Genomic DNA, 25,078 nt, shown 5'->3' on the forward strand with positions numbered 1-25,078 from the left:
GCGATCATGCAGCCCCGCGGCCGCGATCATGCAGGTCCCCGGTCGCGATCATGCAGCCCCCCGGCCGCGATCATGCAGGTCCCCGGTCGGGGAGGCGGCGCCGAGGGCCTCGCGCGCCTCGGCAGCCCGGCGCAGCCGCACCCGCCGGTCGCGCAGGGTCGTGCGCCGCCGGCGCTGCCACGGGACGACCTCCGGCACGAGGTCGACGGCCCCGGCCACGGCGCGCTCGAACGCGTCGCTGCGCCCGAGCACGGCCTCCTTGCCGACGGCGAGGACCGTCCAGCCGTGCACGCGCCGCAGCCGGTCCCTGCGGTGCGCGTCGTGGGCCTCGCGCTCCGGTCCGTGCCAGCGCTCCCCGTCGTACTCGAGGGCGAAGCCGCGCTCGCGCAGGGCGGTGTCGAGCCGCGCGACCACCGCGTCCCCGACCTGCACCTCCACCTGCAGCTCGAGCGGCGGCAGCCCGGCGTCGTGCCACCGCAGGCGCATCCACGACTCCCCCGGCGACTCGGCCCGCGGGTCGGCGAGGGCGACGAGCTCACGGGCCTGGTCGACCCACGGGAACCCGGCGAGCCCCTCGAGGCCCTGCTCCAGCGCCTCCCGCTCGACGAGGCGGGCGCCGAGCATGGCGTCCAGGTACGCCAGCCCGTCGCTGCGGTCCAGCCCGCGCGCCAGGTCCAGCGCCGTCCGCGTGGGGGCGGTGACGGGTACGCCGCCCAGGTCCACCACCTCGTCGTCGCCGAGGACCGCGACGCGCGCCACGACGCCGCTGCGGCGCAGGGCGCTGCGGCCCGCAGGGCGCACCACCTCCAGCACGGGCGGCAGGCGGTCGGCGCCCGGCAGCAGCGCGGGGACGCCGAGGAGCCACGCGGCGGTCGTACCGGCCACGACGGTGTCCGGTGGCGCCACGAGGGCGAGCGCCGAGGCGCGTACGGCCAGGTCGACGGGGACCCGCGCATCGAGCAGGACGCCCCGCAGCACGCGCACGGCCTCCCCGCGCAGCACGAGCTCGTCGAGGCGGTCGGGGCTCAGGCCGGCGCGGCGCGCCTGGGTCGTGGTGAAGGGCTGGCCGTCGAGCAGCAGGGGTCGCACGGGCCGAGCATGGCCGCCCGTCGGCCCGGGTGCGGCGCGTCGTCCACAGGCATCCGGGCGCCTGCATGATCACCGCCGGGCAGGTGCATGATCACCGCCGGGCAGGTGCATGATCACCGCCGGGCAGGTGCATGATCACCGCCGGGCAGGTGCATGATCACCGCCGGGCGGGTGCATGATCGCGGCCGGGCGGGGTGCCGGCCGGCGCGGGGGCGTCAGGCGCCGGGGGCGCAGGCGTTGTTGACGCGGTAGGCGTCGAAGACGCCCTCGACGCCGCGCACGGCCTTGAGGACGTGGCCGAGGTGCGTCGTGTCGCCCATCTCGAAGGTGAAGCGGGAGACGGCGACGCGGTCGCGGGTGGTGGTGACCGAGGCCGAGAGGATGTTGACGTGCTGGTCGGACAGCACGCGGGAGACGTCCGAGAGCAGCCGGGCCCGGTCGAGGGCCTCGACCTGGATGGCGACGAGGAAGACCGAGGAGGACGTCGGGGCCCACTCCACCTCGACCATGCGGCCGGCCTGCTCCGGGTCCGCCCGCATGGCGGCGACGTTGACGCAGCCCGCGGAGTGCACGGAGACGCCGTTGCCCCGGGTGACGAAGCCGACGATGGGGTCGCCCGGCACCGGGGTGCAGCAGCGGGCGAGCTTCACCCACACGTCGGAGGCGCCGACGACGACGACGCCCGGGTCGCCCGCCGGGCGCGCGCGCCCCGGCCGGCGGGTCGGGGTGGTCGCCTCGGCGAGGTCCTCGGTCGCCCCCTCCTCGCCGCCCGCGGACTGCACGAGCCGCTGGACCACCGACTGCGCGGAGGTGTGCCCCTCGCCGACCGCGGCGTACAGCGCGGAGATGTCGGGGTAGCGCAGCTCCGCGGCGATCGTCGTCAGCGTCTCGGAGGTGAGCAGGCGCTGCAGGGGCAGCCCCTGCTTGCGCATCGCGCGGGCGATCTGGTCCTTGCCCGCCTCGATGGCCTCCTCGCGCCGCTCCTTGCTGAAGAACTGGCGGATCTTGTTGCGGGCGCGCGGCGAGGCGGCGAACGTCAGCCAGTCGCGCGACGGCCCCGCGCCCTCGGCCTTGCTCGTGAACACCTCGACGACGTCGCCGTTCTCGAGCGTGGACTCCAGCGGCACGAGCCGGCCGTTGACCCGCGCGCCGATGCAGCGGTGCCCCACCTCGGTGTGCACGGCGTACGCGAAGTCGATCGGCGTCGAGCCCGCCGGCAGCGAGATGACGTCGCCGCGGGGGGTGAAGACGTACACCTCGGCGGCGCTGAGGTCGAAGCGCAGGGACTCGAGGAACTCCCCCGGGTCCTCGACCTCCTTCTGCCAGTCGAGGAGCTGGCGCAGCCACTGCATGTCGTTCGTGGCGTCGACGCCCTGCCCGGGGCGCTCGTTCTTGGCGCCCGGGTCCTCCTTGTACTTCCAGTGCGCGGCGATGCCGTACTCCGCGCGGCGGTGCATGGCGAACGTGCGGATCTGCAGCTCGACGGGCTTGCCCTCGGGCCCGATGACCGTCGTGTGCAGCGACTGGTACATGTTGAACTTGGGCATCGCGATGTAGTCCTTGAACCGCCCCGGCACGGGGTTCCACCGCGCGTGGACGGTGCCCAGCGCGGCGTAGCAGTCGCGGACGGTCTCGACGAGGACCCGCACGCCCACCAGGTCGTAGATGTCGCCGAGGTCGCGGCCCCGCACGATCATCTTCTGGTAGACGGAGTAGTAGTGCTTCGGCCGCCCGGTGACCTTCGCGGCGATGCGCGCGTCGGACAGGTCGGTGGTGACGCGGTCGATGAGCGTCGCGAGGTACTCGTCGCGCGAGGGGGCCCGGTCGGCGACGAGCCGGACGATCTCGTCGTACATCTTCGGGTAGAGCGTCGCGAACGAGAGGTCCTCGAGCTCCCACTTGATGGTGTTCATGCCCAGCCGGTGCGCCAGCGGGGCGTAGATCTCGAGGGTCTCGCGGGCCTTGCGCTCGGCGGAGGCCTGCGACACGTAGCGCCACGTGCGCGCGTTGTGCAGCCGGTCGGCGAGCTTGATGACGAGGACGCGGATGTCGCGGGCCATCGCCACGACCATCTTGCGGACCGTCTCGGCCTGGGCGGCCTGCCCGTACGTGACCTTGTCGAGCTTGGTCACGCCGTCGACGAGCATCGCGATCTCGTCGCCGAACTCGGCGCGCAGCGCGGCGAGCGTGTAGTCCGTGTCCTCGACCGTGTCGTGCAGCAGGGCCGCGCACAGCGTCGGCGGCGTCATGCCCAGCTCGGCGAGGATGCTCGCCACGGCGAGCGGGTGGGTGATGTAGGGGTCGCCGCTCTTGCGCAGCTGCCCGGTGTGGGCCTGCTCGGCCCGCGCGTACGCCCGCTCGATGATCGACAGGTCGGCGCCGGGGTGGTTCTCGCGGACCAGCCCGAAGAGCGGCTCGAGGACCGGGTCGACCTGCGGGCGCTGGGCGCCGAAGCGGGCCAGCCGCCGGCGGAACCGGCGCGCCGCCGCCGTGCTCGTCGCGGGCGCCGGCTCGGCCTGCGGGGCGCGCGCGTCCTCGACGTCGACCGACGTCGTCCGGGAGTCGTCCACCGCGACCCGCCTCCCCTCACCAGCGCTGCTGCAGGTGCGTCACGCACGATCATACGGCGCGGCGCCGCAGGCGCCGCCCCCGCGGGTCGGCGTCAGGGCAGCAGGACGTGCAGGGGTACGCCCGGGGCCGCCCGCTCCAGCCGCTCGCGCCCGCCGAGGCCGGGCAGCTCGAGGAGGACCGCGACGCCGACGACCTCCGCGCCGGCGCGGGCGCACAGGCCGACGGCCGCCTCGACGGTGCCGCCGGTCGCCAGCACGTCGTCGACGAGCAGGACCCGGTGGCCGGCGACGAGCGCGTCCTCCTGCAGCTGCAGCACGGCCTCGCCGTACTCCAGCGCGTACGCCGCCTCGAGCGTCGCCCCCGGCAGCTTGCCCTTCTTGCGCACCGGCACGAAGCCCGCGCCGAGGTGCAGGGCGACCGGGGCGCCGAGGATGAAGCCGCGGGCCTCGACGCCGACGACGCGGTCCGCGCCCGGCCCCGCGGCCGCGAGCCCCTCGGTCGCCAGGCGCAGCGCACCGGGGTCGGCGAGCAGCGGGGCGATGTCCTTGAAGACCACGCCCGGCTCCGGGAAGCCGGGCACGTCGCGGACCAGCGGGGCGAGCCGGGCGCCGACCTCCTCGCGCCCGGGGCCGGCGCTCAGCGCTTCCGCCCGCCGGGGCGCTTGCGCGCCTCGGCGCTCGTGCGGCGCGGCTGGTTGCGCGGCCCGCGCACCTGCCCGCCGCGGTGCGGGCCCTCGGCCCCGAGCGCGGTGGCGCCGCGCCCGGTCCCGGCGGCGCCGTCCGCGTCACCGCCGGCGGCCCCGTCCGCGTCACCGTGCGCGTCCCCGTGCGCGGCGGCGCCGTCGTCGAGCGGCCCGCCCGCCCCGTCGCCGGGGGCCTCGAGCAGGGCCGTCCCGGTGCCCGCCCCCGCGCCGGCCGCCGCGCGGCGGCGCGGCGCCGTCGCCGCGACGCCGGAGCGGCGGGCGTGGACGCGCTCGCGCAGGGCCTGCACCGCCGGCTCGCGCTCCTTGAGGTCCGCGAGCAGCGGGGTGGCGATGAAGATCGAGGAGTACGCGCCCGCGGCGACGCCGACGAAGAGCGAGAGCGCGAGGTCCTTGAGCGTGCCCGCGCCGAGCAGGCCCGCGCCGACGAAGAGGATGGCGCCGATGGGCAGCAGGGCGATGACGGTGGTGTTGACCGACCGGACGATCGTCTGGTTGAGCGCGAGGTTGGCGGCCTCGCTGTACGTCGCCCGCGAGCCGGCGGTGATCCCCGCCGTGTTCTCGCGGACCTTGTCGAAGACGACCACGGTGTCGTACAGCGAGTAGCCGAGGATGGTCAGCAGGCCGACGACGCTGGCCGGGGTGACCTCGAAGCCGACGATCGCGTAGATGCCGACAGTGATGAGGATGTCGTGCAGCAGCGCGACGATCGCCGCGACCGCCATCTTCCACTCGAAGGTCATCGACAGGTAGATGACGACGAGCGCCAGGAACACCAGCAGCGCCCGGATCGCGGACTGCGTGACGTCCTCGCCCCAGGACGGCCCGACGAACTGCGCGCTGACGTCGCCCGGCTGCACGCCGAACTCCTCGGCGAGCGCGGCCTGGACCTCGGTGGTCTCCTCGGGGCTCAGCTGCTCGGTCTCCAGGCGCAGCGTGTCGTCGCCGACCTGCTGCGCCTGCACCTGGCCGGCGACGACGCCGCCGACGGCTTCCTGGCCGCGCTGGACGTCGACCGCGGGGGCCGTCACCTGGAACGCGGACCCGCCCTCGAACTCGATGCCGAGGTTCAGCCCGCGGACCCAGAGCCCGCCGAAGCAGACGAGGATGATGAGGACCGAGACGGCGTACCAGCGGCGCTGCTTGGAGACGATGTCGAAGGACTTCTCACCGGTGTAGAGCCGGTTGCCCAGGGTCGCGAGGTCCATCAGAGGTCCTTCCCCATCGAGGTCGCGCCCGAGGCGGCGCCCGCCTCGGCCACGCGGCGGCGCTCGCGCGCACGGGCCATGGCCAGCGACGGCGAGGGCGAGCTGCCCGGCACCGCCCCGAGCCGCTTCGCGTCGAGCCCGGACATCCCGCCGGTGCTCAGCCCGCGGGAGCGGACGAAGAGCGTCACGAGCGGCTTGGTGAAGAGGAACACGACGATGACGTCCACGAGCGTCGTCAGGCCCAGGGTGAAGGCGAAGCCGCGGACCGAGGAGCTGGAGAGGAAGTAGAGCACCACGGCGGCCAGCAGCGACACGACGTCGGAGGCGATGATCGTGCGCCGGGCGCGCCGCCAGCCGGTCTCGGCCGCCACGCGGACCGTCCGCCCCTCGCGCACCTCGTCGCGGATGCGCTCGAAGTAGATGACGAACGAGTCCGCGGTGACGCCGATCGACACGATGGCGCCGGCGATGCCCGCGAGGGTCAGCGCGTAGCCGATCTGCCAGCCGAGGAAGACGAGCAGGCCCCAGGTGCCGATGGTCGCGACCACGAGGCTCGCGACCGCCACCAGGCCGAGGAGGCGGTAGTAGACGAGCATGTAGAGCACGACGGCGAGCAGGCCGAGGCCGCCGGCGATGAGCCCGCCGCGCAGCGACTCGTCGCCGAGCGTCGGCGACACCTCGTTGACCGACTGGGGCTCGAACGCCAGCGGCAGGGCGCCGTAGCGCAGGACGTTGGCCAGGTCCTCCGCCGACTCCTGGGTGAAGCTGCCGGTGATCGACGCCGAGCCGCCGGGGATGGCCTCGTTGATGGTCGGCGCGGAGACGACGCGGTCGTCGAGGACGATCGCGAGCTGGTTCTCCGGCGGCGGCAGGACGTTGACCCGCGCGGTCTCGTCGGCGAACTTCCGGGTGCCCTCGCCGGTGAAGTCGAGGCGCACCTCCCAGGTGTTGGAGACGCCGCCGTTGGGCAGCGCCTGCAGGCCCGAGGTCGCGCCGGCGACGTCGGTGCCGACGAGCACGGCCGGGCTCAGGAGGTACTTCAGGCCGTCGTCGCCGCAGCTGGCGATGGGCGCGCCGGGGTCGCTCGGGCCGGTGCGCTCCGGCGGGTCGGAGCAGTCGAGCCGCTGGAACGCCTGCTGCACCCGCTGGGGGACCTCGGCCGCGGTGAAGGGCCCCTCGGCCGGGGCCTGCTCCTGCGCCGGCGCGGGGGTCGCCCCCGGGGTGGGCGCGGGCGTCGCGGCCGGGGCGGCGGGCGTCGCGGCCGCGAGCGCGCGCGGCGCCTCGCGGCCGTCGCTCGTGGGCTGCGGCGCGGGGTCCGGCGGCGTCTCGGCGATGCCCGCGGGCGCCTCGGCCCCGTCGCCACCGGCGCCGCCGGCGCCCGGCGTCGCGCCCGGCTGGACGGTCGCCCCCGGCGCGGGGGCCGCGGGGGTGGCGCCCGGGGTGGCGCCGGGGGTGGGCTGCGGCAGCGGCGTCCCGTTGTCGACGGCCAGGACCTGCCGGAAGCGCAGCTCGGCGGTCTGCTGGACCTGCGCCAGCACCTGCTCGTTGCGCTCGCCGGGGATCTGGATGACGATCGTCCGCCCGCCGCCGGAGCCCTGCGAGCTCACCTCGGCCTCGGCGACGCCGGTGCCGTCGACGCGCTGGCGGATGATGCCGATGGCCTCGTTGATGTTCTCGTCGGTGATGCTGCCCTCGGCGCCGGCCGCGACGACCGGGCGCAGGACGATCTCCGTGCCGCCGCGCAGGTCGAGGCCGAGCTGCGGGGTGTACGTGTCGACGAGGCTGAGCGCGCGCCCGGCCACCCGGTCGGGGGCGACGACGAGGATGAGCGCGTAGAGCGCGACGCCGAGAGCCGCGAGGACGGCGATCGCGCGTCCGGGCCTCGTCGCGCCGGGGGGTCCTGCCACTGGTCGTCCTTCTCCTCGTCAGGTCGGCGCGCGCAGGGTGCCGCGGCGCCGCAGAGCCGGGTGACGGACCGCCGTGGGCGGACGGACCGTCGTCGCATTATCGCCCACCGTCGCGGCGGCCTCGGGGGCGCCGCCGGGACGGTGGGGGGCCGGTCCGCTCAGGCGGGCCCGGGCCGGCGCGGGTCGTCGGGGTCGTCCGCCCGGGTCGCACCGCCGGGCCGGCCCAGGTCCCCCGGGCCCGGGTCGCCGGGGCCCGGGTCGCCGGGGCCCAGGCCGGCGGGGCGGTCCAGGCCGTCCGAGCGGTGCGGGCCGTCGGGGCGGTCCAGGTCGTCGGCGTACGCCGGTGCGTCGGGCGCCGCGTCGAGCGGCGTGACCACGCGGGCGACCGCGCGGCGGTCCCAGCGCGAGGTGGTGCCCGGCCCGGTCTCGAGGGTCACGCTCGTCTCGTCGAGGGCGACGACGGTGGCGTAGAGGCCGGCCGTCGTCATGACCTCGACGCCCGGGACGAGCTGCTCCTGCAGCTGCGCCATCTCCCGCTGCCGGTTGCGCGCCGGGCGCACGAGCAGCAGGTAGCCGACCACGAGGATCAGCAGGAACGGCAGCAGGCTGGCGATGTCCACGGCGGTCGTGGTCCTTCCGGGCGCCGGGGGCGCGGCAGGGGACGGCGGGCGGGAGCGCACGGGCGCCCGCCGCGACGTCCCGGGGGCGCCGCGGCGGCGAGGAGTCTAGGTGAGGCTCCGGAGGGCGACAACGAGCGCCGCGCGGCGGGAGTGCCGTACAGGGCGCGGCGTGGCGGGAGGGCGGCCCGTACGCCGCGCCGGGGTCAGCTCGCGCGGGGGGTGCGCCGGCGCTCGCCGGGCCAGCCGCGCCGGGCCTCGTCGAGGACCTCGGGGTCGGCGCCGAGGCGCCGCAGCGCGTCGAGGTAGGCCCGCGCCCCGCGGCTCGAGGCCGTCGAGGTGCGCACGGGCGCGGTGCGCAGGGTGCCGCGACCCCCGCGGCCGGGCGCGCCGGACGGGCTGGCGGTCGATGCCACGGTGGCCTCCCGGGTCGCCTCGCGGTGCAGCACGTGCAGGTCCTGCCCCTCACGGTACCCGCTCACAGCACGAACCTGCGCAGGTTGACCGTCGCGCCGGTGAGGACGTCGCGCACGTCCTGGGTCCAGAGCGCGTCGTACGACCCCGAGGGGCCGTCGAGGGCCACCGCGCCGACGACCCGCGAGCGGGCGCCCTGCTCCTGGATGATCGGCACGGCGAGGACGACGTGGTACTTGCCGCGGACCCGGCGGAACTCGTCGTACGACAGCCCGATCTTGACGTGCTCGGGGACGACCGACTCCCAGTCGCGACGGGTGGCCTCCAGCCAGGGGCGCTCGTCGGCCTCGACGTCGCGCACGACGGCCCGCCCGTCGCGGACGCAGACGCCCACCACCCCGACCCCCGGGCGCCAGCGCACGCCGGACGCCGCGGGCCGCCGGGTCGAGCGGACCCGCCCGATGCGGCGCAGCCGCGGCGCCGCCCAGGGGGCGAGGCGCGGGCGGCGCACGGCGTAGCAGGCGACGCCGAGGTCGCGCACGTCGAGCCCCGTGAGGTCGTGCACCGCCCAGCGCGCCCCGCGCAGGAAGAAGTCGGCGTCCTCGCGCCGGCTCTCGGCCTGCTTGCGGCGGTACTCCCCCACGGCCGTGGCGCTGCTCGTGCCGGTCGCGATGACGGCGGTGACCACGACGAGACCGGTGCGCTGCCAGTCGTCGAGGAACGGGTCGACGGCGTGCACGCCCAGGGCGCCCGTGGACACGCCGGACGTGACGGCGACGAGCACCTTGCCCGCGAGCCTGCCGCCCGCGCCCTCCTCGGCCACCGCGCCCCCTCCCTGCCGTGCCGTCGCCCCTCGCGCCCGGCTGCGCCCATCCTGCTGCCGGGGTCCGACAGTCCTGCCGTCACGCAGCAGCAGGGCGCCGCGACGGTGCGTGCGGGCTAGCGCCCCCGCGGCGCGCCGCCGGCGGCGTCCTCCTCGTCGAAGAGCGACGGGGCGAGGGCCACGACCGAGCGCGGCGGCGCGAGCCCGAGGTGGGCCCAGGCCGCCGGGGTGGCCACGCGCCCGCGCGGCGTGCGGGCGAGGAGCCCCGAGCGCACGAGGAAGGGCTCGGCGACCTCCTCGACGGTCTCGGTCTCCTCCCCCACGGCGACGGCGAGGGTGGACAGCCCGACCGGCCCCCCGGCGAACAGCCGGCACAGCGCGTCGAGGACGGAGCGGTCGAGCCGGTCCAGGCCCAGCGCGTCGACCTCGTACACCTCGAGCGCCGCGCGGGCGACCGGGCCGGTGACGACCCGCTTGGCGCGCACCTCGGCGTAGTCGCGCACCCGGCGCAGCAGCCGGTTGGCGATGCGCGGCGTGCCGCGCGAGCGCCCCGCGATCTCGCGCGCGCCGTCGGCGCGCAGGTCCACGTCGAGCAGGCCCGCGGAGCGCACGATGATGCGCCGCAGGTCGTCGGGGGCGTAGAGGTCGAGGTGCCCGGTGAAGCCGAACCGGTCGCGCAGCGGCCCCGGCAGCAGCCCCGCGCGCGTCGTCGCGCCCACCAGGGTGAACGGCGGCAGCTCCAGCGGGATCGCGGTGGCGCCGGGGCCCTTGCCGACGACGACGTCGACGCGGAAGTCCTCCATCGCCATGTAGAGCATCTCCTCCGCCGGGCGCGCCATCCGGTGGATCTCGTCGAGGAAGAGCACCTCGCCCTCGGCGAGCCCCGACAGCAGCGCGGCGAGGTCGCCGGCGTGCTGGATCGCCGGGCCGCTCGTGATGCGCAGCGGCTGGCCCAGCTCCGCCGCGATGATCATCGCCAGCGTCGTCTTGCCGAGGCCCGGCGGCCCGCAGAGCAGCACGTGGTCGGGCGCGCGCTCACGGGCCCGCGCGGCGTCGAGCACGACGGCGAGCTGCTCGCGCACCCGCTCCTGGCCCACGAAGTCAGCGAGCGAGCGCGGGCGCAGCGCCGCCTCGGCCGCGCGCTCCAGCGCGTCGGCCTCGCCCGCCACCAGCCGCTCCTCGCTCACCACGCCCGCCTCCCCTCGCCCCTGACGGCCCGTCCGGCACCCGCGCCCGCGCTCACGCCCGTGCTCACGCCCTGCTCAGGGTGCGCAGCGCCTGGCGCAGCAGCACCGCGACGTCCGGCGCGCCCCCGGCCTCGAGCTGCTCCTGCGCCTGCGGCGCCACGGCCTCGACCGCCTCGTCGGCCTCCCTGCCGGACCAGCCGAGCCCGAGCAGCGCCGCGTGCAGCGGGGCCCGCCACGGCTCCTCGAGCGGTACGGGCGCCGCGGCCGGCGCCGCCGCCCCGCCCAGCGGCGGGCCGAGCTTGTCCTTGAGCTCCAGGACGATCCGCTGCGCCCCCTTGCGCCCGATGCCCGGCACCTGCACGAGGGCGGCGAGGTCCTCGGTCGCGACCGCCCGGCGCAGCGCGTCGGGCGGGTGCACGGCGAGCATCGCCTGCGCGAGGCGCGGGCCGACGCCGCTGGCGGTCTGCAGGACCTCGAACACGGTGCGCTCGTCGTCCTCGAGGAAGCCGTAGAGGGTCAGCGAGTCCTCGCGCACGACGAGCGAGGTGTGCAGCAGCGCCTCCTCGCCGGGGCGCAGGCCGGCGAGCGCGGCCGGGCTGCACTGCACGAGCACGCCGACGCCCCCCACCTCGACGACCGCCGCCTGCCCGGTGAGGGCGGCCACCCGCCCTCGCACCGAGGCGATCACGCGCTGCTCCGGGCCCGGGCGCGCAGCGCGCGCTGCTGGGCCCGCTCCAGGGCGGCCCGCTGGGTGCGCGCGGCGTCCTGCAGGCGGGTCGACGCGGCGCCGCGCCACACGTGGCAGACGGCGAGGGCGAGGGCGTCCGTGGCGTCGGCCGGTCGCGGGGCCTCGTCGAGGCGCAGCAGCCGCGTGACCATCGCCGCGACCTGGGCCTTGTCCGCGCGCCCGTTGCCGGTGACCGCGGCCTTGACCTCGCTCGGGGTGTGCAGGGCGACCGGCAGGCCCCGGCGCGCGGCGGCGACGAGGGCCACCGCGCTGGCCTGCGCGGTGCCCATGACGGTGCGGACGTTGTGCTGGCTGAACACCCGCTCGACGGCGACCGCGTCGGGGCGGTGCCGGTCGAGCCACGCCTCGACCTCGCGCTCGACCGCGTGCAGGCGCTCGGCGACGGGGTCGGCGGCGGGCGTGCGCGCCAGGCCCACGGCGAGCATGGTCAGCGGGGCGCCGACGCGCCCCTCGACGACCGCGAGGCCGCACCGGGTCAGCCCCGGGTCGACGCCCAGCACCCGCACCGCGACCCGCCCTCCTGGTGGCACCACCCCGCCGAACACGTGTTCGGGCAGGACGCTACCCCAGGCGGAGGGCGGCGCCGCGCAGCGACACGGCGACGACCGGTCGGGTCAGCCCACGGCCTCCATGACCTCGTCGCTCACGTCGTAGTTCGCGTACACGTCCTGCACGTCGTCGCTCTCCTCGAGCGCGTCGATGAGCCGGAACATCTTGCGCGCGCCCTCCTCGTCGAGCGGCACGCTGACGCTGGGCAGGAAGGTGGCGTCGGCGGAGTCGTACTCGATGCCGGCCTCCTGCAGCGCGGTGCGCACCGCGACGAGGTCGGTCGCCTCGCAGGTGACCTCGAACTGCTCGCCGTCGTCGGTGACGTCCTCGACGCCGGCCTCGAGGACCGCCGTGAGCACGTCGTCCTCGGTGAGGCCCCCGGTCTTGGGGACGACGATGAGGCCCTTGCGGTTGAACAGGTACGACACCGAGCCCGGGTCGGCCATCGAGCCGCCGTTGCGGGTCATCGCCACGCGCACGTCGGAGGCGGCGCGGTTGCGGTTGTCGGTGAGGCACTCGATGAGCACGGCCACGCCGTTCGGGCCGTACCCCTCGTACATGATCGTCTGGTAGTCCGCCCCGCCGCCCTCGGCGCCCGAGCCGCGCTTGACCGCGCGGTCGATGTTGTCGTTGGGGACCGAGCTCTTCTTCGCCTTCTGGATGGCGTCGTAGAGGGTGGGGTTGCCCGCGGGGTCGCCGCCCCCGGTGCGCGCCGCGACCTCGACGTTCTTGATGAGCTTCGCGAAGAGCTTGCCCCGCTTGGCGTCGACGACGGCCTTCTTGTGCTTCGTGGTCGCCCACTTGGAGTGGCCGGACATGCGGGGTCTCCTCCTCGCTGAGAGCACGGGCGGGGCGCGGGGCGTCTCAGCCCCCGCGCACCACCCGCACGAAGTGGTCGTGCACGCGCAGGTCCCCCGTCAGCTCGGGGTGGAAGCTCGTGGCCAGCAGTCGGCCCTGCCGGACGGCGACGATCCTACCGTCGGCGGGTCCGCCGACGACCCGCGCGAGCACCTCGACCCGCGGGCCGGCCTCCTCGACCCACGGCGCACGGATGAACACCGCGTGCAGGGGCTCGTCCAGGTCGCCGTACGCCACGTCGGCCTCGAAGGAGTCGACCTGCCGGCCGAAGGCGTTGCGGCGCACGAGCACGTCGAGCCCGCCGACGGTGGGCTGGCCCGGGACGCCGTCGGCGATCCGGTCGGCCAGCAGCACCATGCCGGCGCACGAGCCGTACGCCGGCATGCCCTCCCGGACGCGCTCGCGCAGCGGCTCGAGCAGGTCGAACGCCACGGCGAGCTTGACCATGGTCGTCGACTCCCCGCCCGGCACGACGAGCCCGTCGACGGCGGCGAGCTCGCCCGGGCGGCGCACGAGGACGGCCCGCGCGCCGGCGGCCTCGAGGGCCCGTACGTGCTCGCGGACGTCGCCCTGCAGGGCGAGGACGCCGACGGTCGGCGCGGGCGTCACCAGCCGCGCTGCGCGAGCCGGTGGTCGACCGGCAGCTGCTCGACGTTGATGCCGACCATGGCCTCGCCGAGCCCGCGGGAGACCTTGGCGATGACGTCGGGGTCGTCGTGGAACGTCGTGGCCTTGACGATGGCCTCGGCGCGCTGCGCCGGGTTCCCGGACTTGAAGATGCCCGAGCCGACGAAGACGCCGTCCGCGCCGAGCTGCATCATCATCGCCGCGTCAGCGGGGGTGGCGATGCCGCCGGCGGTGAAGAGGACCGTGGGGAGCCGGCCGGCCTCGGCGACCTCGCGCACGAGCTCATACGGCGCCTGCAGCTCCTTGGCGGCCACGTAGAGCTCGTCCTCGGACAGGCTCGTGAGGCGGCGGACCTCGGCGCGGATGGTGCGCATGTGGGTGACGGCGTTGGAGACGTCCCCGGTGCCCGCCTCGCCCTTGGACCGGATCATCGCCGCGCCCTCGGTGAGCCGGCGCAGCGCCTCGCCGAGGTTCGTCGCGCCGCAGACGAAGGGCACGGTGAAGCGCCACTTGTCGATGTGGTGCGCGTAGTCCGCCGGGGTGAGCACCTCGGACTCGTCGACGTAGTCCACGCCCAGCGACTGCAGCACCTGCGCCTCGACGAAGTGCCCGATCCGCGCCTTGGCCATGACGGGGATGGAGACCGCGGCGACGATGCCCTCGACCATGTCGGGGTCGCTCATCCGCGCCACCCCGCCCTGGGCGCGGATGTCGGCCGGGACCCGCTCGAGCGCCATGACGGCGACGGCGCCGGCGTCCTCGGCGATGCGCGCCTGCTCGGGCGTGACGACGTCCATGATCACGCCGCCCTTGAGCATCTCGGCCATGCCGCGCTTCACGCGCGCGGTGCCGGTGCTGGCAGTGGTGGGGACGTCGGGCGTGCTGGGCACGGGGCACCTCGGGGTCTCGCGGTCTCGGTGGGGCACGACATGGTACGGCGCGCGCCCGCCGCGGCTGCACGCCCGGGCGGGTCCCCTGAGGGGCACCCCCGGGCGGGGACGGCGCCTCGGGGGCACCCTCAGCAGGGTCGAGTCTGCTGAGGGTGCCCCTCAGGGGCGGCGCGCGCCTGGGGGTGCCCCTCATGGGGTGGAGCGGTCAGACGAGCGCCGGCTCCGCGTCGTCGATCTCGAAGGACGCGGGGAGGGGCGCCGTGCCGGCGAGGTGGAGCCACCGCACGAGGCGCTGGGCCCGGACGACCCGCACGGACAGCACGGCGTCGTTGTGGAAGCGCCGGGCCAGGCCGACCCGGCGGCACGCGTCGGCCACCTCGGCGAGCAGGTCGGCGCCGACGGGGTCCGCGCGCAGGGCGGCGATCACCTCGGGGTCGTCGAGGACGGCGCGCAGCGCCCGCGACAGGTCGCTCTCGCGGACCTCCTGCTCCTCCGCCCCGGCCTCGCGCGCGTCGTGGCCGGCCTGCAGGAGCAGCACGGAGGAGGCGGGGTCGAGCAGGCCGGAGCTCGCCAGCTGGGCGGTGGCGGAGCTGCGGCGCTGCAGCTGCGCGTCGAGGGCCGCGCGGGCCCCCTCGGCGCGCGCGTGCAGCCGGTCGAGCCGGGCCGCGGTGAAGGTGAGGTACCAGACGGCGAGCGCGACGAGGGCGACGACGAGCAGCAGGTCGAGGTCGACGGCGACCGCGGTGAGGTCCACGCTCACCGCCTCCAGGGGCGCAGCAGCCGCCCGCCCTGCGGCGGGACGGACGCGGCGGCACCGGCGGCGACGGTCTCGTACACCGCCACGACGTCCGCCGCGACGGTGCCCCAGTCGAAGCGGCGGACCCAGCGGGAGGCGTACTCGCGCAGCGCGGCGCCGCGGGCGGGGTCCTCGAGGAGCCCGAGCAGCGCGCCCGCCAGCGCGGGGGCGTCGCCGACGGGGAACAGGACGCCGGCGCGGCCGTCGTCGAGCACCCGGCGGAAGGCGTCGAGCGAGCTCGCCACGACGGGCGCCCCCGCGGCCATCGCCTCGACGAGGATGATCCCGAACGACTCGCCGCCGAGGTTGGGGGCGACGTACGCGTCGACGGTGCGCAGCAGCGCGACCTTGTCGGCCTCGGAGACGGTGCCGAGGCAGGTGACGGCGGCCCGCACGGCCGGCGGGGCGTCCTCGAGGGCCTCGCGCTCGTCGCCGGTGCCGGCGACCAGCAGGCGCACCCCCGGCCGGCGGGCCAGGACGGCGGGCATCGCCGCGAGCAGCGTCGGCAGGCCCTTGCGCGGCTCGTTGATGCGCCCGATGAACCCGAGGGTCCCCTGCTCCCCCGGCTCCGCGCCCAGCGGTGCGACCGGCGCGGAGGCGAAGCGGTCGACGTAGACCCCGTTGGGGACGAGCACCGCGTCGCCGCCGAGGTGCTCGACCAGGGTGCGCCGGGCGTCCTCGCTGACCGCGATCCGCGCGGAGAGCTTCTCCAGGGTCGGGTAGAGGATCGGGTACGCCGCCGTCATCGCCCGCGAGCGCAGGTTGGACGTGTGGAAGGTGCCCACGGCCGGCCCGTCCGCCGCCCAGAGCGCGAGCAGCGACAGGCTCGGCGTGGCCGGCTCGTGCACGTGCAGCACGTCGAAGCCGCCGTCGCCGAGCCAGCGGCGCACCCGCGCCGCGCTCAGCGGCCCGATGTTCACCCGGGCGACCGACCCGTTGTAGGGCACCGGGACCGCCCGCCCGGCCGGCACGACGTACGGGGGCAGCGGCGCGTCCTCGTCGGCGGGGGCCAGGACGCTGACCCGGTGCCCGAGGTCGAGGAGCCGCTCGGCGAGGTCGCGCACGTGGAACTGCACCCCGCCGGGGACGTCCCACGAGTAGGGGCAGACGATGCCGACCCTCACGGCCGGCCCGGCAGGTCCGCGGCGAACACCGGCTGCAGGACGTGCCACTCCTCGGGGTGCGCGCGCACGCCCTCCCCGATCGCGTCGGCGACGGCCTGGGTCATGGCCACCACCTTCTCGCGGGTCGTGCCCGCGCGGGGCGGTTCCACGTGCGGGTGCAGGACGAGGACGAGGACGTCCTCGTCGCGGTGCACGGTCACCGGCAGCAGCGCCGCCCCGGTGCGCAGGGCGAGCAGCGCCGGGCCCGGGGCGAAGCGGGCCTGCTCGCCGAGCAGGTCCACCGCGACGCCGGTGCCGGCGAGGTCCCGGTCGACGAGCAGCGGGACGAGGCCGCCGGCGGCCAGGCGCGCGGCCAGCGTCCCGGTGAGGCCGGGGGCGTCGAGCGGCAGCACCTCGATGCCGATCCGGCGGCGGAAGGCGACGAACCGCTCGAACAGGTCCGGCGGCTCCAGCCGCTCGGCGACGGTCGTGACCGGGGCGCCGGTCAGCCCGGCCCAGGCGCCGGCGTGGTCCCAGTTGCCCAGGTGCCCGAGGGCCGCGACGACGCCGCGCCCCTCGGCGAGCGGGGCGCGGAGCCGCTCCTCGTGCTCCACGCGGACCCGGCCCACGACCCGCTCCGGCGCCCAGTCGGGCAGCCGGAACACGTCGCACCAGTAGCGCAGGTACGACCGCACGGCGTCGCGGGCCACCTCCCGCTCGCGCCCCGGCACGATTCGGGCGAGGGTCCGCTCGAGCCGGCGCACCGGGGCGGGGCGGGCGAGCCAGAAGGCGTCCGCGCCGAGGCGGAAGGCGCCGTACGCCAGGGGCTCGGGCAGCCGGCGGACCAGCGACCAGCCCAGGGCGTACGCGCGCCCGCTCACGCCGCGAGCGCCTGGCGCCGGACCTCGAGCATCCGCTGGACGACGGTCACCGTGGAGGCGACCGCGAGCACCCACAGCACGCCCTCCTGCAGGTACGGCACGCCGAGCCCCTTGAAGCCGGTGGCGACGAGGATCGCGACGAGCCGGTCGGCGCGCTCGGCGATCCCGACGTCCGCCGTCATCCCCAGGCCCTCGGCGCGCGCCTTGGCGTAGGGCACGACCGAGCCGGTGGCGAGGCAGTAGACGGCGAGCGCGCAGAGCAGCAGGTCCTCGCCCGAGCCGGCGTACCAGAGCGCGATCCCGCCGAAGACGGCCGCGTCGCCGACCCGGTCCAGCGTCGAGTCCAGGAACGCGCCCCACCGCGAGGACCGGTCGGACATGCGGGCCATGGCGCCGTCGACGAGGTCGGAGAAGACGAAGGCCGTGATGACGATCGTCCCCCAGAAGAACTCGCCGCGCGGGAAGAAGGCGAGCGCGCCGGCGACGACCCCGGCGGTGCCGACGAGCGTCACGACGTCGGGGCTGACGCCCCGGCCCACGAGGAACCGGGCGATGGGCGTCAGGAGCCGGGTGAAGAAGGCCCGGGCGTACCGGTTGAGCATGCGCTGCCGCGTCCCGTCGTCGTCCGTCGCTGGTCGTGGGTGCCGGGGCGGCGGGTCGCCCGCCGCCGCGGGCCCGCGCCGGGCCCGCGGTGCGCCCGCCCGATCCTACGCAGGCGCGCGCCGGGCTTGTGCGCGGGCGACGCGCAGGAGCACGCTCGTCCCCACCCGCCGACCGTCCGGCCAGCGTCCCACCGAGCGTCCCCACGGAGGTCCCCATGCCCCACTCGTCCAGCGCCGGGGCCGCGGGCAGGGCACCGGCCGCGCCCTGCCCGGTGCGCCCCCAGGACGTCCGCGACGTCGTCCTCGTCGGTCACACCGGCTCGGGCAAGACGACCCTCGTCGAGGGCCTGCTCGCCGCGTCGGGGACGGTCCCGCGCCCCGGCCGGGTCGAGGACGGCACCACGGTGACCGACCACGACGAGGCGGAGAAGCGCCAGCAGCGCTCGGTGTCGCTGGCCCTCGCGCCCCTGGAGCACGCCGGGGTGAAGGTCAACCTCCTCGACGCCCCGGGCTACGCGGACTTCGTCGGCGACCTGCGCGCCGGGCTGCGCGCGGCGGACGCCGCGCTCTTCGTCGTGTCCGCCGTGGACGGCGTCGACGCGGCGACGACGATGCTCTGGGAGGAGTGCGCGGCGGTCGGGATGCCGCGGGCGGTCCTCGTCACCAAGCTCGACAAGGAGCGCGCCGCCGACTTCGACGACGTCGTCGCGATCTGCCAGCGGGTCTTCGGCGACGGGGTGATGCCGCTCTACCTGCCCATGGCCGGTGACGACGGCGGGCTGGCGGGGCTCCTCGGGCTCGTCACGCAGACCGTGTACGACTACTCGTCGGGCTCCCGCACCGAGCGCGAGCCCGACCCCGAGCACGTCGCGCTGGTGAAGGAGACCCGCGACGCCCTCATCGAGGGGATCATCGGCGAGTCCGAGGACGAGACGCTCATGGACCGCTACCTCGCCGGCGAGGAGATCGACGAGAAGGTGCTCGTCGAGGACCTGGAGAAGGCGGTCGCGCGCGGGTCCTTCCACCCCGTCCTGCCGGTCTGCGCGCCCGCGGGGATCGGGCTGCGGGAGGTGCTCGACGGGATCGTGCAGGGGTTCCCCTCCCCGCTGGAGCACCCGCTGCCGGCGGTGACGACCCCCGAGGGCGACCCGCGCGGGCCGCTCACCTGCGACCCCGACGGCCCGCTCGTCGCCGAGGTCGTCAAGACGACCACGGACCCGTACGTCGGGCGGGTCTCGCTCGTGCGGGTCTTCTCCGGCACCCTGCGCCCGGACACGGTGGTGCACGTCTCGGGGCACAACGAGCGGTTCTCGCGCGCGCCCGAGGAGGAGGGGCACGACGTGGACGAGCGCGTCGGCGCGCTCTCCTCGCCGCTGGGGGCGACGCAGCGCCCGGTCCCGCACGCCGTCGCGGGCGACGTCTGCGCGGTGGCGCGGCTCACCCGGGCCGAGACCGGCGACACCCTCTCGTCCAAGGACGCCCCGCTGCTCGTCGAGCCGTGGGTCATGCCCGAGCCGCTACTGCCGGTGGCGCTCACCGCCACGTCCAAGGCGGACGAGGACAAGCTCGCCCAGGGCCTGGGCCGCCTGGTCGCCGAGGACCCGACGCTGCGGCTGGTCGCGGACGCCGAGACGGGCCAGCTCGTGCTGTGGTGCATGGGCGAGGCGCACCTCGACGTGCTGCTGGAGCGGCTGCGCGGGCGGTACGGCGTGGGGGTGACCTCCGAGCCGCTGCGGGTGGCGCTGCGCGAGACGTTCGCCGGGCCGGCGCACGGGCGGGGGCGGCACGTCAAGCAGTCCGGCGGGCACGGGCAGTTCGCGGTGTGCGAGATCGACGTGGAGCCGCTGCCCGAGGGCTCCGGGTTCGAGTTCGTCGACCGCGTCGTCGGCGGCGCGGTGCCCCGGCAGTTCATCGCGTCGGTGGAGAAGGGCGTGCGGGCCCAGATGCGCAAGGGCGTCCGGGCCGGCTACCCGGTCGTCGACCTGCGGGTGACCCTGGTCGACGGGAAGGCCCATTCCGTCGACTCGTCGGACATGGCGTTCCAGACCGCCGGGGCGCTCGCCCTCAAGGACGCGGCCGCGGGGGCGGACGTGCACCTGCTCGAGCCGTTCGACGAGGTGTCCGTCCTCGTGGCGGACGAGTACGTCGGCGGCGTCATGAGCGACCTGTCCTCGCGCCGCGGCCGGGTCACCGGCACCGAGCCCGTCGGCTCGGGCCGCTCGCTCGTGCGGGCCGACGTCCCGCAGCTCGAGCTCACCCGGTACGCCGTCGACCTGCGCTCGGTCTCGCACGGCACCGGGTCGTTCACCCGCTCGTACGCCCGTCACGAGCCGATGCCCCCGGGCATCGCCGCCCGGGTGGTCGAGGGCGGCTGAGCGCAGGGACGCCGCCGCGCCCGGGGCCGGGCCCGGGCGCGGCGGCGCACCGCCTACGGCAGGGCGTTCGCGTCGATGACGCGGGCGTACCAGGCGGCGCTGTCCTTCGGGGTGCGCACCTGCGTGTCGTAGTCGACCCGCACGATGCCGAAGCGCTTCGAGTAGCCGTAGCCCCACTCGAAGTTGTCCATGAGCGACCAGACGAAGTAGCCGGTGACGTTGGCGCCGGCGGCGATCGCCTCGTGCACGGCACCGATGTGCGCGTCGAGGTAGGCGATGCGGTCCTCGTCGTGCACCCGGCCCTGCGCGTCGGGGACGTCGGGGAACGCGGCGCCGTTCTCGGTGACCATGAGCTCGAGGCCGGGGTGCTCGCGGTGCATCCGCAGCAGCAGCTCGCGCATCCCCCGGTGGTCGATGCTCCAGCCCATCTCGGTGTAGGGACCCGGCTGCTGCGGGAACTCGACGTCCTCGCACGCGACCCACGGGCTGTGCGCGCTGTTGCCGTGCCCGTCGGCCTCGACCCGCGGGGTGCTGCCGTCCCAGGCCCGCACGACGGTCGGGCTGTAGTAGTTCACCCCGAGCACGTCGAGCGGCTGGTGGATCAGCGCGAGGTCGCCGTCGAGCACGAACGACCAGTCCGTCACGCCGGCGGTGTCCTGCAGGACGTCCTGCGGGTACGCGCCCTCGAGCACCGGCCCGAGGAACACCCGGTTCTGCAGGCCGTCGACGCGCCGGGCGGCGTCCGCGTCGGCGTCCGAGGCGCCCTCGGGGCGGACCCAGGCGAGGTTGAGCGTCAGCGCCACCTGCGCCGACGGGGCCGCCCGGCGCACGGCCGCGGCCCCGAGCCCGTGGGCCAGGTTGAGGTGGTGCACCGCGCGCAGCGCGGCCAGGGGCTCGGTGCGGCCGGGGGCGTGCACGCCGCTGGCGTAGCCGAGGTACGCCGAGCACCACGGCTCGTTGAGCGTGATGAAGGTGCGGACCCGGTCGCCGAGCGCCGCGGCGACCACCTCGGCGTACTCGGCGAACCGCGCGGCGGTGCGCCGGTCGGTCCAGCCGCCCGCGTCCTCCAGCGCCTGCGGCAGGTCCCAGTGGTAGAGCGTGACCGCCGGGGTGATGCCGGCCGCGACGAGGCGGTCGACGAGGTCGGAGTAGAAGCGCAGGCCGGCCTCGTTGACCGGGCCGAGCGCGTCGGCGCTCACCTGCGGGGTGATCCGCGGCCAGGCGACCGAGAAGCGGTACGCGCGCAGCCCGAGGGACTGCATGAGCGCGACGTCCTCCTCGACGCGGTGGTAGTGGTCGGCCGCCACGTCGCCGGTGTCGCCCGCGAGGACCTTGCCCGGGGTGTGCGAGTACGTGTCCCAGATCGACGGGGTGCGCCCGTCCTCCGCGACCGCGCCCTCGATCTGGTACGAGGCGGTGGCCGAGCCCCAGGTGAAGCCCGGCGGGAAGGCCCGCCCGGCCGGGGCCGCCGGCTCGACGAGCGGGACGGCGGTGGTGCTGTCGGTGGCAGTCATGGGGTGGGCGGCCCGCCGGGGGCGGGCCGCCGTCCTCCTTCGCGTACGAGAGGCGGGCTGGGTGGTGGTGCGGGTGGGGGCGTCAGCCCTTGACGGCGCCGGCGAGGATGCCGTTGACGATCTGCCGCCCGAGCAGGGCGAAGACGACCAGCACGGGGACCGTGCCGACGAGCGTGCCCGCGAGGATGATCGACTGGTCCGGGACGTAGCCGCTGCCGAGGTTGGCCAGGGCCACCTGCACCGTGGGGTTGGACGAGTTCAGCGCGATGACCGGCCAGAAGAACTCGTTCCACATGGTCATGAAGGTGAGCATCCCGAGGACCGCCATGCCGGGGCGGGCGATCGGCAGGACGATGCTCCAGAAGGTCCGCAGCGACGAGGCGCCGTCGATGCGCGCCGCCTCGATGAGCTCGTCCGGCAGGGACTGCACGAGGTACTGGCGCATGAAGAACACGCCGAACGCCGACACGAGGAACGGCAGGATCACCGAGGCGAGGCGGCCGGTGAGCTCGAGGTCCGACATGAGCTTGTAGAGGGGCACGACGCCCAGGGTCGGCGGGATCATCATGGTGCCGATGGCGATGCCGAACAGGACGTTCTTGCCGCTGAAGCGCAGCTTGGCGAAGGCGAAGCCCGCCAGCGTGCAGAACAGCGCCGTGCTCACGGTGACCGCGCCGGACACGATCGTGGAGTTGACGATCGCCTTGACGAGGTCCTGCTGCTCCATGGCCTTCTGGATGTTCGACCAGAGGTCCCCGCCCGGCAGCAGCGGCGGCGGCGAGACGTTCATCTCGGCCATGGGCCGGCTGGCCGCCACGACCATGTAGTAGAAGGGCACGAGGAAGACGAACGCCGTCAGCGCGAGCAGGAGGTAGGCCACCCACCCGGCGCTGCCGGGGTCGCGCCGGCGCGGGCGCCGGGCCGCGGGGGGCACGGGGGCGGCGATCGCCGCCTCGCGCAGCTGCGTCGTGGTGGTGCTCATCGGGCCGCCCTCCGGGTGCTGCGCTCACCGGTGCGCCACCGGGTCAGCGCGGTGTTCAGCACGACGAGCAGGACGATGAGCACGAAGGTCACCCAGGCGACCGTCGCCGCGCGCCCGAGGGCGCCGAACTGCCAGCCCTGCTGGTACATGTACAGGCCGAGCGTCTGGTACTGCCCCAGCGCGCCGCCGTTGGGCGTGCCGCCGCCGAAGAGCAGGGGCTCGCCGAAGAGCTGCGTCGCACCGATCGTGGAGACGACGACGGTGAAGAGGATCGTCGGGCGCAGGCCCGGCAGCGTCACGTGCACGAACTGCTGCCACTTGCTCGCGCCGTCGATGGCCGCTGCCTCGTAGAGGTCCTGGGAGATCGACTGCATGCCGGCGAGGTAGATGAGCGCGTTGTAGCCCGTCCAGCGCCAGATGACGATGACCGAGATGGCGATCTGCGCGGTCCAGTTGCCGTTGCGCCAGTCCGGCCCGTCGATGCCGACGAGGCTGAGCAGCCAGTTCGCGAAACCGTTGTCCCGGCCGAAGATCTGCGCGAAGACCAGCGTCGACGCCGCGACGGAGGTCGCGTACGGCATGATCATCGAGATGCGGAAGAAGTTCCGCGCCCGCATGCGGTAGTTGAGCAGGTGCGCCAGGCCCAGGGCCAGGGCGAGCTGGGGGATCGTGGACAGCGCGCCGATCGTGATGGTCTTCCAGAGCGCGTTGTAGAACTGCTCGCTCGTGAAGAGCCACGTGTAGTTGTCGAGGCCGGTCCACGTCATCTCGCCGCCGAGGCGGTACTCGTGGAGGCTGACCCAGGCGGTGTAGACGAGCGGGAAGAGCCCGAACGCCAGGAAGATGAGGAAGAAGGGGCCCACGTAGGCGTACGGGGCCAGGCCGCTCTCGCCCAGCAGGCGCCGGCGCCGCCGGCGGGGTGCGGGCCGCGCGCCAGGGGCGGGCGGGACCGCGTCGGCCGGGGACGGCGTGCCCGGCATCGTGTCGACCGTCATGGCGGACCTCTCGGGGTTCGGGGTCGGGTGGACCGGGGGGCCGGCCGGCGCCGTGGGGCGCCGGCCGGCCCCGAGAGGTGTCAGCCGAGCTGGTTCTCGACCTGCGAGACCGCGCTGTCCCAGGCCTCCTGGGCCGGGACGCCGTTGGCCTCGACCGAGAGCAGCGCCTTGACCAGCGTGTTCTTCAGGACGCCGTCGTCCTGGCCCAGGATCTGGGTCGGCGCGGCGTCGGCGGAGGCGGTGAAGATCTCACCGATGGGGGCGCCGTTGAAGTACTCGTCGGTCGCGTCACCGACGTTGGCGATGCCGTCGGTCGTGGAGGGGAAGTTGCCGACGTTCTTGAAGACCGTGGCCTGCTGCTCGCCGTCGGTCAGCCACGCGATGAGCTTCGCGGCCTCCTCCTTGTTCTCGCTCGACTCCGGGATCGCGAGGTAGGAGCCGCCCCAGTTGCCGCCCTCGCCGCCCGGCAGCGGGGTGACGTTCCACTTGCCGGCGCCGGCGTCGCCGGCCTTGCCCTTGATGTAGCCGATCATCCAGGACGGGCAGGCGATGGTGGCGAAGGAGCCCGAGGCGAAGCCCTGGTCCCAGGCCGGGTCGACGAACTGCTCGAGGCGGGCGGTCAGCCCCGCCTCGCCGGCCGCGGCGGCGGTGTCGAAGGCCTCCTTGACCGCGGGGTTGCTGTCGTAGACCAGCTCCCCGGCCTCGTCGTAGTAGATCTCCTCCGAGGTGGAGACCATGGCGTTGTAGAAGCCGCCGGCCGAGTCCATCCAGGCCGAGCCCTCCGGGGCCGCCGCCTTGTACTCCTCGCCGAGGGCGACGTAGTCGTCCCAGCTGCCCAGGCGGGCGGCCAGCTCGGCCGGGTCGGTGGGCAGGCCGGCCTGCTCGAGCAGGTCGGTGCGGTAGCACAGGGCCATCGGGCCGATGTCGGTGCCGGCGCCCAGGACCTTGCCGTCCTCGGTCGTGGCGGCCGCGGCCTTCCACTCCACGTAGTTCGCGGCGATGTCCTTCGTCGCCTGGAGGGTCGTGAGGTCGGTCCACTTGTCGGACTGGTTGGCCACGACGTCGGCGATGCGCGCGACCTCGATGCCCTGGACGTCGGCGAGGCCGCTGCCGCTGGCCAGCTTCGTCTGCAGCGCCGGCCAGTACTTGTCCTCGCCCTGCGTGGACTCGTAGTTGATCTGCACGCCGGGGTTCTGCTTCTCGTACTCCTCGAAGAGGGCGGACTCCTCGAAGCCCATCGTGCCGAAGAGGCTGACGCTGAGCTCGACGTCGCCGTCGCCGCCGCCCGACGAGGACGCGGCCTCGTCGTCGCTGCCGCCGCAGGCGGTGAGCAGGAGGGCGCCGCTGAGCAGGGTGGCGACGACGGGTGCGGTGGATCGGATGCGCATGGATGCTCCTCCGGGCGCTGGGCCCAGGTCGAGAGGGAGACGGCGGTGGCTCGGCCCCCGAGGCACGGCTCCCTGCCGTGCCGGAGGTGGTGTGAGAGCGCTCTCACGGGTGGGACGACTATCCGCCCGGGGACGGGGGCTGTCAACCCCCCGACGCGGGCTCGTGACCCGGTCGTTACGTGATCATGGAAGCGCTCCCACAGACCGCACAGTAGGCGGCTGGGAGCGGTCCCACCAGGGGTTCGGCGAGAGTG

Annotated in this window: 23 protein-coding genes; 1 reads left to right on the plus strand and 22 read right to left on the minus strand. The window is 75.4% G+C overall.

The window, feature by feature from the left end; all coding sequences use genetic code 11:
* Positions 1-48: 48 nt before the first annotated feature.
* The 18 genes from D5H78_RS05835 to pgsA form a co-directional block, all read right to left on the minus strand.
* Positions 49-1,089, minus strand: a complete 1,041-nt coding sequence (locus D5H78_RS05835; RefSeq protein WP_119949506.1) for a type IV toxin-antitoxin system AbiEi family antitoxin — start codon at positions 1,087-1,089, stop codon at positions 49-51.
* A gap of 215 nt (positions 1,090-1,304) precedes the next feature.
* Positions 1,305-3,659 (minus strand): RelA/SpoT family protein, encoded by a 2,355-nt coding sequence (locus tag D5H78_RS05840; RefSeq protein ID WP_119949507.1) that lies wholly within the window; start codon positions 3,657-3,659, stop codon positions 1,305-1,307.
* Positions 3,660-3,751: 92 nt separating this feature from the next.
* Positions 3,752-4,300: an adenine phosphoribosyltransferase gene (locus D5H78_RS05845; RefSeq protein WP_281268679.1), complete on the minus strand. Its 549-nt coding sequence runs from the start codon at positions 4,298-4,300 to the stop codon at positions 3,752-3,754.
* Entirely contained in the window at positions 4,297-5,568 is a 1,272-nt protein-coding gene (secF, locus tag D5H78_RS05850) for a protein translocase subunit SecF (RefSeq protein ID WP_218566283.1), read from the minus strand. Before secF ends, D5H78_RS05845 begins: the two co-directional genes overlap by 4 nt.
* Entirely contained in the window at positions 5,568-7,475 is a 1,908-nt protein-coding gene (secD, locus tag D5H78_RS05855) for a protein translocase subunit SecD (protein ID WP_119949509.1), read from the minus strand. The genes secF and secD overlap by 1 nt, the downstream gene beginning before the upstream one ends.
* A 158-nt stretch (positions 7,476-7,633) precedes the next feature.
* On the minus strand, positions 7,634-8,095 hold the full coding sequence (gene yajC, locus D5H78_RS05860; RefSeq protein ID WP_119949510.1) for a preprotein translocase subunit YajC: 462 nt from the start codon (positions 8,093-8,095) through the stop codon (positions 7,634-7,636).
* A 203-nt stretch (positions 8,096-8,298) separates the two neighbouring features.
* Positions 8,299-8,574, minus strand: coding sequence for a hypothetical protein (locus tag D5H78_RS05870; RefSeq protein ID WP_119949511.1), 276 nt, complete (start codon positions 8,572-8,574; stop codon positions 8,299-8,301).
* Positions 8,571-9,329 carry a hypothetical protein gene (locus D5H78_RS05875; protein ID WP_119949512.1) on the minus strand — a complete coding sequence of 253 codons (759 nt, stop codon included), beginning with the start codon at positions 9,327-9,329 and terminating at the stop codon, positions 8,571-8,573. Before D5H78_RS05875 ends, D5H78_RS05870 begins: the two co-directional genes overlap by 4 nt.
* A 116-nt stretch (positions 9,330-9,445) precedes the next feature.
* Positions 9,446-10,516 carry a Holliday junction branch migration DNA helicase RuvB gene (gene ruvB, locus D5H78_RS05880; protein ID WP_245941607.1) on the minus strand — a complete coding sequence of 357 codons (1,071 nt, stop codon included), beginning with the start codon at positions 10,514-10,516 and terminating at the stop codon, positions 9,446-9,448.
* Between the two features lie 64 nt (positions 10,517-10,580).
* On the minus strand, positions 10,581-11,204 hold the full coding sequence (ruvA, locus tag D5H78_RS05885; RefSeq protein ID WP_119949514.1) for a Holliday junction branch migration protein RuvA: 624 nt from the start codon (positions 11,202-11,204) through the stop codon (positions 10,581-10,583).
* The gene (gene ruvC, locus D5H78_RS05890; RefSeq protein ID WP_119949515.1) at positions 11,201-11,770 is read right to left on the minus strand and encodes a crossover junction endodeoxyribonuclease RuvC; all 570 of its coding nucleotides are present in this window, start codon (positions 11,768-11,770) and stop codon (positions 11,201-11,203) included. Before ruvC ends, ruvA begins: the two co-directional genes overlap by 4 nt.
* 108 nt (positions 11,771-11,878) lie before the next feature.
* Positions 11,879-12,631 (minus strand): YebC/PmpR family DNA-binding transcriptional regulator, encoded by a 753-nt coding sequence (locus tag D5H78_RS05895; protein ID WP_119949516.1) that lies wholly within the window; start codon positions 12,629-12,631, stop codon positions 11,879-11,881.
* A 46-nt stretch (positions 12,632-12,677) separates the two neighbouring features.
* On the minus strand, positions 12,678-13,280 hold the full coding sequence (gene pdxT, locus D5H78_RS05900; RefSeq protein WP_119949517.1) for a pyridoxal 5'-phosphate synthase glutaminase subunit PdxT: 603 nt from the start codon (positions 13,278-13,280) through the stop codon (positions 12,678-12,680).
* Positions 13,277-14,188, minus strand: a complete 912-nt coding sequence (gene pdxS / locus D5H78_RS05905; protein WP_119949518.1) for a pyridoxal 5'-phosphate synthase lyase subunit PdxS — start codon at positions 14,186-14,188, stop codon at positions 13,277-13,279. The genes pdxT and pdxS overlap by 4 nt, the downstream gene beginning before the upstream one ends.
* 205 nt (positions 14,189-14,393) lie before the next feature.
* Positions 14,394-14,942, minus strand: a complete 549-nt coding sequence (locus D5H78_RS05910) for a hypothetical protein (RefSeq protein ID WP_218566285.1) — start codon at positions 14,940-14,942, stop codon at positions 14,394-14,396.
* Between the two features lie 2 nt (positions 14,943-14,944).
* Positions 14,945-16,108 (minus strand): glycosyltransferase family 4 protein, encoded by a 1,164-nt coding sequence (locus D5H78_RS05915; RefSeq protein WP_119949519.1) that lies wholly within the window; start codon positions 16,106-16,108, stop codon positions 14,945-14,947.
* On the minus strand, positions 16,105-16,968 hold the full coding sequence (locus D5H78_RS19720; RefSeq protein ID WP_218566286.1) for a phosphatidylinositol mannoside acyltransferase: 864 nt from the start codon (positions 16,966-16,968) through the stop codon (positions 16,105-16,107). Before D5H78_RS19720 ends, D5H78_RS05915 begins: the two co-directional genes overlap by 4 nt.
* Positions 16,965-17,570 (minus strand): phosphatidylinositol phosphate synthase, encoded by a 606-nt coding sequence (gene pgsA, locus D5H78_RS19725; protein ID WP_218566287.1) that lies wholly within the window; start codon positions 17,568-17,570, stop codon positions 16,965-16,967. The genes D5H78_RS19720 and pgsA overlap by 4 nt, the downstream gene beginning before the upstream one ends.
* 215 nt (positions 17,571-17,785) lie before the next feature.
* Between pgsA and D5H78_RS05925 the strand changes: the two genes are divergently transcribed.
* Positions 17,786-19,945, plus strand: coding sequence for an elongation factor G-like protein EF-G2 (locus D5H78_RS05925; protein WP_119949520.1), 2,160 nt, complete (start codon positions 17,786-17,788; stop codon positions 19,943-19,945).
* Between the two features lie 53 nt (positions 19,946-19,998).
* Here D5H78_RS05925 and D5H78_RS05930 read toward each other — a convergent pair whose 3' ends face one another.
* From D5H78_RS05930 to D5H78_RS05945, 4 genes are all read right to left on the minus strand, one after another.
* Positions 19,999-21,459, minus strand: a complete 1,461-nt coding sequence (locus D5H78_RS05930; protein ID WP_119949521.1) for a GH1 family beta-glucosidase — start codon at positions 21,457-21,459, stop codon at positions 19,999-20,001.
* A gap of 82 nt (positions 21,460-21,541) precedes the next feature.
* Positions 21,542-22,441, minus strand: a complete 900-nt coding sequence (locus tag D5H78_RS05935) for a carbohydrate ABC transporter permease (protein WP_119949522.1) — start codon at positions 22,439-22,441, stop codon at positions 21,542-21,544.
* The gene (locus tag D5H78_RS05940) at positions 22,438-23,436 is read right to left on the minus strand and encodes a carbohydrate ABC transporter permease (RefSeq protein ID WP_119949523.1); all 999 of its coding nucleotides are present in this window, start codon (positions 23,434-23,436) and stop codon (positions 22,438-22,440) included. Before D5H78_RS05940 ends, D5H78_RS05935 begins: the two co-directional genes overlap by 4 nt.
* A gap of 80 nt (positions 23,437-23,516) precedes the next feature.
* Positions 23,517-24,824: an ABC transporter substrate-binding protein gene (locus D5H78_RS05945; protein WP_119949524.1), complete on the minus strand. Its 1,308-nt coding sequence runs from the start codon at positions 24,822-24,824 to the stop codon at positions 23,517-23,519.
* Positions 24,825-25,078 lie beyond the last annotated feature (254 nt).

The organism is Vallicoccus soli (genome assembly GCF_003594885.1).
GTDB lineage: Bacteria > Actinomycetota > Actinomycetes > Motilibacterales > Motilibacteraceae > Vallicoccus > Vallicoccus soli.